This is a genomic window from Salinicola sp. (assembly GCF_982684285.1).
On sequence record NZ_CEXLVS010000195.1, the window covers coordinates 1 to 7,970 of the forward strand.

The 7,970-nt window shown below is 64.1% G+C and carries 6 protein-coding genes; 1 reads left to right on the forward strand and 5 read right to left on the reverse strand.

The window, feature by feature from the left end; translation table 11 throughout:
• The 4 genes from AC3AYF_RS15435 to AC3AYF_RS15450 form a co-directional block, all read right to left on the reverse strand.
• The coding region (locus AC3AYF_RS15435) for a hypothetical protein (RefSeq protein ID WP_487779953.1) at positions 1 to 638 on the reverse strand (638 nt) is incomplete at its 3' end.
• Positions 635 to 1,351, reverse strand: a complete 717-nt coding sequence (locus AC3AYF_RS15440) for a hypothetical protein (protein WP_295040341.1) — start codon at positions 1,349 to 1,351, stop codon at positions 635 to 637. The genes AC3AYF_RS15440 and AC3AYF_RS15435, both read right to left, overlap by 4 nt.
• 138 nt (positions 1,352 to 1,489) lie before the next feature.
• On the reverse strand, positions 1,490 to 1,843 hold the full coding sequence (locus AC3AYF_RS15445) for a hypothetical protein (protein ID WP_295040339.1): 354 nt from the start codon (positions 1,841 to 1,843) through the stop codon (positions 1,490 to 1,492).
• A gap of 5 nt (positions 1,844 to 1,848) precedes the next feature.
• Entirely contained in the window at positions 1,849 to 3,186 is a 1,338-nt protein-coding gene (locus AC3AYF_RS15450; RefSeq protein WP_487779954.1) for an arylsulfotransferase family protein, read from the reverse strand.
• A gap of 362 nt (positions 3,187 to 3,548) precedes the next feature.
• On the opposite strand from AC3AYF_RS15450, the gene AC3AYF_RS15455 reads away from it, so the two are divergent.
• Positions 3,549 to 4,910: a Na+/H+ antiporter family protein gene (locus AC3AYF_RS15455; RefSeq protein ID WP_295040335.1), complete on the forward strand. Its 1,362-nt coding sequence runs from the start codon at positions 3,549 to 3,551 to the stop codon at positions 4,908 to 4,910.
• 251 nt (positions 4,911 to 5,161) lie between these two features.
• Here AC3AYF_RS15455 and AC3AYF_RS15460 read toward each other — a convergent pair.
• Positions 5,162 to 7,970 (reverse strand): efflux RND transporter permease subunit (locus tag AC3AYF_RS15460; protein ID WP_487779955.1); only part of this gene is annotated, 2,809 nt, incomplete at its 5' end.

Sequence of the window (7,970 nt, forward strand, 5' to 3'; positions counted from 1 at the left end):
AGGTTGTAGTTGCCCTTGGCGACGTAGCGCCGGCGGTCGCGCACGGCGAGCAGTTTCCGCACGTGTTCGTCGTAGAAGCGCTCGAAGGCGGGATGCTCGGCATCGCGGCCTTTCACCGAGCTGTGATCCGGGTCGTGGATGTCGGGGAAGAAGGCCATCCACAGCATCTCCTCGAACGCCTCCGGGCTCTGCGAGGTCACCTCGATGCCATCCTTGTGAGCGCGCTCCTGGGCCTGCTCTTGCTCCTTTTTCTGCGTCAGGGGCACCTTCTCCAGCCAGCGATTCCACCAGTAGGGCGTCAGCAGGGGAGGGAAGTCGACGTAGCGGTGGGTCGCGACGTCGGGGTGGGAGGCGAGGTGCTCGAGCAGGATCGTCGTCCCCGAGCGGGCCAGGCCGGCGACGTAGACGGGGCGGTCGACCCGCCTGTCGGCGATCGCGTCCCGGACCGCTCGGGTCTCCAGATTGCCAAGCCGGATCCAGGTGCCGGGTTTGCGGTGGATCCAGCCACCCAGCCAGTGCATCCAGCCGGGGACCACGAAGCCCGGATCGCTGATCTCCCCGCTGGCGGCCGTGTCGTTGTTGGCGTTGCCTGCCCCGGCAGAACGGGGCGTCGAATCGTCGGAATCAAAGTGGCTCATTCGATTTTCGCCCAGCGATAGGTGATGAGAGAGACGATCGTCATGATTGGAAAGAAGACTGCCAGCCAGTGGCGCATCCAGCCCGGCCCGAACGGGAGATACTCGGGTTCCGGCAGGTCGAAGGCGATCCGCGCCACGCCGCTCTCCGCGGGCAGATAGCCCAATGGGTTGGCGGCCAGCCAGTCCCACCACTGGCGTTGCTCGATCACCGGGATCGGCGCCGTGATGGCGACGTTGGCCAATTCGCTATCGCTGTCGCTGACGATCACGTGGGGGGCGTCGTCCTGCTGCACCCACTGCGCGTCGTAGGTGTCCGGCGTGACCTGCACGGTCGGTGTGTCGCCTGCCGCCGGCAGCGCGTGGGCGTAGTAGCTCTCCAGCCAGGTCAGTAGCGCCAGCAGCGGCAGGATCGAGACGAGCGTGGGCAGGAACACCAGCCCGAGATGCTTGAAGGCGGTGAGGAACTGGTTGCGGATCAAGGGACCGGCGTCGCTGAACTCACCGTCGAACTCGTTGAGTTGCTTGCGTGCGGCACGGGCCTCGCGTTTGGCGCTGCCGATTCTGCCTTGCGGCGATACCAGTCGATACAGGAACAGTGTGCCGATACCGGCGATCGTCGCCCATACGATCAAGCGCACGGTGGCCGGCAGAAACGGCTGCATCCCGCCATCGATGGCGCCGAAGATCGGATCAGGCAGATTCAGTAAACCCATGTGTCCTCCTGACACGAGCCCGTCCTCGGCGCGTTGTCCGGCGCCGAAGAGAGTGGTGGCGTTTCATGGCGAGGGGTTGCTCGCGTCGCGATCGATGATCGGGACGAGCCGGGACTTCCCCGGCCCGTCACCCCGAATTCACGAGCGCTGGTCGGTTTGCGGCGTCTCGCGCTGCGCGTGTTCGACGCGGGTAGTGGACGGCGGCGACTCGGGATCCTGAGCGATGCGGGCCTGGGCCGTGGATGAGTCGCCCGCCGAGGCCGCAGCCGCGGCGGCTTCGGCCTTGCGGCGGCGGCGCATGCGACGGATCGGCCACATGATGACGAAGAACAGCGCCATGCCGACGGCGGCGATGATGCCCCACAGGGCCGTGAGAAGGCTCAGGCCGGCGCCCGGGCCGACATAGGCCTCGGCCGTGAGCGGCAGGATGGCGCCGACGGCCAGTACGCCCGTCAGCAGGAACTTGTCGTATCGCTTGGTCAAACGCGTCATGACGATCACCTCCCAGTGGTGTCGAGATCGGCGCGGAAATCCGCGTCGAGGTTTGCAATGGCGATGCGCTGGCCCGATGAGACCACGGGGACGTACTGCTCCTTGTCGCCTCCGCGAGCGGGATTGATGAACTCCCAGGCGATCTCCCCCTGTGGAGTCGTCTCGAACAGCCGGCCGCCATCGGATTCGGTGATCAGCCGGTTGCCGTTGGGCAGCGTCTGCGCGGCACCGCGCAGGCCGCTGTCGAAGGGATGTTCATCATTGCCGCTATAGCTTGCGACAATCGCATCGTCGTTCGGGTTCACTTCCAGGATGCGGGTACGGTTGCCCCGCTCGAAATTGCCCAGGTTGTCGAACAGCGTGAAGTGGCCGTTGGGCTGGACACGGGCCGAATGCTGGCCCAGCCATGGGCCCTGCATGGCCCAGGTCATCTCCCCCGAGTCCGGATCGACCAGCGCCACGGCCCCGGGGTGCCGGAACGACAGCATGATCTGGCCGCTGCGGCCGTCGGCCGGCGCGAAATGCCGGGTCAGTTCGTCGTCCAGATACTGAACGCTGTTGGTGTGGAGCGGATCTTCCGTGGCGAAGCTCGGCACCGAGTAGAAGAGGCCGGCGAAAGGGGAGTCGATGAAGGCGTCGCCCAGCGACACCTTGCTGATCTCCTCCCCCGTCTCCCCATCCAGCCTGACCAGGTAATCGTCGAGCCACGGGTAGGAGAGCGCCTGGAACTCGGGCACCTCGCGTTGGGTGAACTCGTGGGTCAGCGTGATCACATCGCCGTCCGGGGTGATATCCAGGTCATGATGCGTACTGGCGTGATACTTCCAGATGACCCGTGAATCGGGATCGAGTTTGCCGATGCCGTATCCCCACGGGGTGTCGTTGTCGGCGATGTACATGGCGACCAGATCGCCATTGGGCAGGAGTTTGGCCTTGCGCCAGTACATGCGCTCGTCGGGGCGGGGATCGCGGCCGGTCGGGCTGGTTTCCCAGACATCGCTGTAGGGCAGTTCCCAGCGGTGAACGATCTCTCCGTGCATGTCGACCAGGTTGGCGTAGGTGCCGTCCCCCGAGGTGTAGAGGGTCAGGCCCTCGTAGGCCCTGGCCGGATCCTCGATGGTGGTGCCCCTGTCGTCCCGACGGGCGTCGCGCCACAGGTCGGTATCGGTATAGAGATCGTTGTCGGACTGCTGCGCGATGACGGCAACCGCCGCCTTGTGGGCATCTTCGAGATAGGTATAGGGGAACGATTTCGTCAGAATGACGAAGGCGCCCCCGATGAAAGCCATGAAGGCAATCGCCACGCAGAAGATGGCGAAGCCGGCACGATCCGCATTGTGCATGTCGCCGTTCCTGAAGTTGCTGAATCAGCCCCTTCAATCACCCCGGAGCCTCCCGACGTTCCGCCGGTGAGCCATCCCCGCCGACGCTTCCTGCGCCGGTCGTTATCGTCAATCGAGCTTAAGGGGCCCGGGTCGAAAATGAATGAGGTTTTTTGTCAGCGGGTTTACCGATATTGGAGCGTTTGGTAACCGGCGGTGAGTCGGGTAACCCGCAGGCTCGTCTCCCGGCCGGCCTGGAAGGCGAGGGTGCGCCGCACTGCTCGGATTTTCCTGGCGTTCGGTGACTGGGTCGATATCATCGTCGGCTTCGTCCGTCGGCAGCGTTCGATGGATACCGTTCACGTTTCGAAAAGAGGCGATGCATGAATGCTGTGGTGCTGGCCATTCTGATCATGGTCACGTTGAGTCTGGCGCGGGTATCGGTCGTTTTCGCGCTGATCGTTGCCGCCATCGCGGGCGGGCTTTATGCGGGCATGCCGCTCGATGCCATTCTGGAGGCCTTCAACGGCGGCCTGGGCAACGGGGCGACGGTGGCGATCTCCTATGCGGTGCTGGGAGCTTTCGCGGTAGCGCTTTCGCGCTCGGGTATCACCCAGGGACTGGCGCGACGCGCCGTCCAGCGATTCCATCTCGAGGGTGCCGGCGCTCGCCCGCGTCGCGTGGTACTGGCGCTTTTGGGTTGCCTGCTGCTGGCGGCGATCAGCTCGCAGAACCTGATCCCGGTGCATATCGCCTTCATCCCGATCCTGGTGCCGCCGCTGCTGACGCTGATGAACCGGCTCGAGCTCGATCGTCGCGCCGTGGCCTGCGTGATCACCTTCGGCATCACCGCCCCTTACATGCTGCTGCCGGTGGGGTTCGGGGCCATCTTTCTCAACGACATTCTGCTCAACAACCTCAACAGCAGCGGCGCCCAGCTCGGCCTTCAGGTCGAGGCGGCCCAGGTGCCGCTGGCCATGGCCATGCCGATCGGCGGCATGGCGCTGGGGCTGCTGGTGGCGGTGTTTTTCAGCTATCGCCGTCGGCGACATTACGACGCCCGGGCGTTGGTGGGGCAGCAGGACGACGAGCAGCCCGCGACAAAGCTCGATGAAGACGCCGGCCTCCGTGGCTGGCAGAAGATCGTGCTGGCGGCATCACTGGTCGGCACGGTGGTCGTTCAGCTGTTGACGGATTCGATGGTGCTGGGCGGACTGTTCGGCTTTGCGCTGCTGTCGGTCAGCGGGGTGTTTCGCTGGCGTGCACAGGATGACGTCTTTACCGAAGGCATGCGGATGATGGCGCAGGTCGGCTTCATCATGATCGCGGCCGCTGGATTCGCCGGGGTGATGCAGGCGACCGGCTCGGTGGAGAGCCTGGTGACGAGTTCGGCGGCGATGATCGGCGACCACAAGGGGCTGGCCGCACTGATCATGCTGTTGGTCGGCCTGTTCATCACCATGGGCATCGGTTCATCGTTCTCGACCATTCCGATCATCGCCTCGCTCTACGTGCCGCTGGCGCTGAGCTTCGGCTTCTCGCCGTTGGCCACCACCGCGCTGGTGGGAACGGCGGCCGCGCTGGGGGACGCCGGCTCGCCGGCCTCGGATTCCACGCTGGGCCCCACCGCCGGGCTCAATGCCGACGGCCAGCACGACCATATCTGGGACAGCGTGGTACCGACCTTTCTGCACTACAACGTGCCGCTGCTGGTGTTCGGCTGGATCGCCGCGATGGTGCTTTGAGCCACGAGCCACGAGCCACGAGCCACGAGCCACGAGCCACGAGCTACGGGCTAAGAGCGCCGGCTGGCGTAATCGGCGATGGCGCCTGGTGTCGTCCACCACACGCCCTGGGCCTCGCGGTTGATCGTTCAATCAGGGGAGTGCGATGCCCGTCATCGGCGGCGGCTGGCGTTAATGCGCCAGCAGTTTCCGAAACCGATCGAGGATCATCATCTCCAACTCGTCCATCGCGATCTGATGGTCCCTCGGCGCTACGATGCCCCCTCCGTGCGCGGTTCCGGCACGATTCGGTACCAGATTGCATACATGGCAGGTAAAAACAGCAGGGTCAGGACCGTGCCGGCGATCGTCCCGCCAATCAGCGTGTAGGCGAGGGTTCCCCAGAACACCGAGAACGTGAGCGGGATGAACGCCAGCACTGCCGCCAGCGCCGTCAGCAGTACGGGGCGGGAGCGCTGAACCGTCGCCTCGATCACGGTATCGAACGGCGCCAGCCCCTCCTTGCGGTTCTGACTGATCTGCCCGATGAGAATCAGCGTATTGCGCATCAAAATGCCGGAAAGTGCGATCAGGCCGACCAGCGCGTTGATGCCGAACGGTTGATTGAACAGCAGCAGCGTCGGCACGACACCGATCAGTCCAAGGGGGCTGGTCAGAAAGACCATGATCATCGCAGAGATCGAGCGCACCTGCAGGATGATGACCAACAGGGTCAGCGCTACCATGATGGGAAACAGCGGCAGCATCGCCTGTGTGGCCTTGCCCGACTCCTCGATCGAGCCACCTGCTTCGATTCGATAACCGGGTGGCAGCGCGTCGATGAGCGGCTGAAGCTCGGCGGTGATGGCCGTCGAGACATCCGGCGGCTGCAGCCCAGGGGCGACGTCGCTCCCCACGGTAATGGTCGGGATGCGATCGCGGCGCCGCAGTATCGGATCCTCCATGCGGATCTCGATGTCGCCGACCTGTGACAGCGGAATACGCTGACCCTGCTCGCCGATGAGGGTCAGATCGGCCACTTTCGCCGGGTCGAGCCGCACATCGCCCGCAGCGCGGCCGATGACCTGCACGGTGCGAATATCTTCACGTACCTCGGTCATCGAGACTCCACTCAGCAGGAACTGAAGCTGCTGGGCTGCCGAGCGCGACGAGAGCCCCATCGCGCGCAGCCGGTCCTGGTTCAGCTCGAGATGCAGCGTCGGTACGTGCTCGCCCCAATCGGTGTTCTCCGTACGACTCATCGGACTCCTGACCATGATGTTTTCCACCCGTCGCGCAAGATCGCGCAGCATGGCGGGGTCGGGGCCAGAGATACGATAGGCGACGGGGAACGGCGAGTAGGGGCCAAAGACCAAGTGCGTCACCCGGACTCTGGCCTCGGGCGCGAGCCCATCGGCGATGGCGCGCCGCAGCCGCTGTTGCAAGTTATCGCGGGCTTGCTCATCTGCCGTCAGTACGACCAGTTTGGCATAGGAAGGATCCGGCAATTCCTGACCCATGGCGAAATAGAAACGAGGTGCGCCTTGACCGATATAGGCGGTGACGATTCTGGCCTCTGCTTGTTTTCCCAGCCACGCCTCGACCTTGGCCGTGGCGTCGCTGGTTCGCTCGATCGAGGTGCCATAGGGCATCTGGACCTCGACCAGGACTTCGGGACGGTCGGATATCGGGAAGAACTGCTTCTTGACCATGCCCATACCCATGACGGCGACGACGAACGACATCACCACCGCACCGCCAACCCACCATTTTCGCAAGATGACCCAGGCCAGCGCGCGGCGAAAAAGATGGTAGCGTGGCGTGTCGTAGATCGATGCCTGGCCGTTGTCGTGCGTTTCGATCTCCGGCAAGAGCTTGACGCCGAGATAGGGCGTGAACACCACCGCCACGATCCAGGACGCGATCAAGGCGATACCGACGATCCAGAACATGTTGCTGGTGTACTCGCCCGCGGCAGATTGGGCGAAACCGTTGGGCATGAAGCCAATCGCGGTGACCAGCGTTCCCGACAGCATCGGTGCGGCGGTATGACTCCAGGCGTAGGCCGCGGCGGCGGCGCGCTTGCAGCCCTCTTCCATCTTCACCACCATCATCTCGATGGCGATGATGGCATCATCGACCAGAAGCCCCAGCGCCAGAATCAATGAACCCAGCGTGATGCGATCGAAGTTCTTGCCGGTCGCCTCCATGACGACGAACACCAACGCGAGCGTCAGCGGCACGGCGGCCGCGACGACGATACCGGCACGCCATCCCATGCTGACGAAGCTCACCAGCATCACCACCAGCAGGGCCGCGAAGAACTTCATCATGAACTCGCCGACGGCGGCATCGATGATCACCGCCTGATCGGAGACCTTGCTCAGGCTGACGCCCAGCGGCAGCTCGTCATTGATCGCGCCAACCTCCTGCTCCAGCGCCTTGCCGAGATCCAGCCCGTTCCATCCTTCGCGCATGATCACGCCCAGCAGCAGCGCCGGCTCACCGTCGTTGCGCACCATGAAGGTTGATGGATCTTCCTGACCGCGCCTGACGGTCGCGATATCGGAGAGCTTGAGCGTACGCCCCTGCGCCACGATGGGCGTATCCCGAATCGCTTCCAGTGAGTCGAGCCTGCCATCGATGCGAACCACGACCTGCGGACCGTCGGTCTCGACCGATCCGGCCGGCGTCAAGGCGTTCTGGCCATCGAGCGCTTCGAAAATCTGCGCCGTGCCGATACCGAGCGTTGCCAGGCGCTCATGGGAGAACTCGACGAAGATGCGCTCGGGCTGTTCGCCGATGATGTTGATCTTCTTGACGCCCGGCACCTGAAGCATTCGTTGACGCAGTTTCTCGGCATCTCGGACCAGAACCCGCTGCGCTTCATCGCGGGACTTGAGCTCATAGAGCGCGAAGGTCACATCCGAATATTCATCGTTGACCATGGGGCCGATGACGCCGCTGGGTAGGTTGGGCGTTTCATCACCAATCTTCTTGCGTGCCTGATAGAACTGCTCCTGGACCTGGGAGGGAGGGGTGCTGTCCATCAGCGTCACTTTGGTGAAGGACAGCCCCGGT

Excerpts from the sequence above, each read along its gene's own strand:
- AC3AYF_RS15450 (WP_487779954.1), bottom strand. The coding sequence starts at position 3,186 with ATGCACAATGCGGATCGTGCCGGCTTCGCCATCTTCTGCGTGGCGATT.
- AC3AYF_RS15445 (WP_295040339.1), bottom strand. The coding sequence starts at position 1,843 with ATGACGCGTTTGACCAAGCGATACGACAAGTTCCTGCTGACGGGCGTA.
- AC3AYF_RS15440 (WP_295040341.1), bottom strand. The coding sequence starts at position 1,351 with ATGGGTTTACTGAATCTGCCTGATCCGATCTTCGGCGCCATCGATGGC.
- AC3AYF_RS15455 (WP_295040335.1), top strand. The coding sequence starts at position 3,549 with ATGAATGCTGTGGTGCTGGCCATTCTGATCATGGTCACGTTGAGTCTG.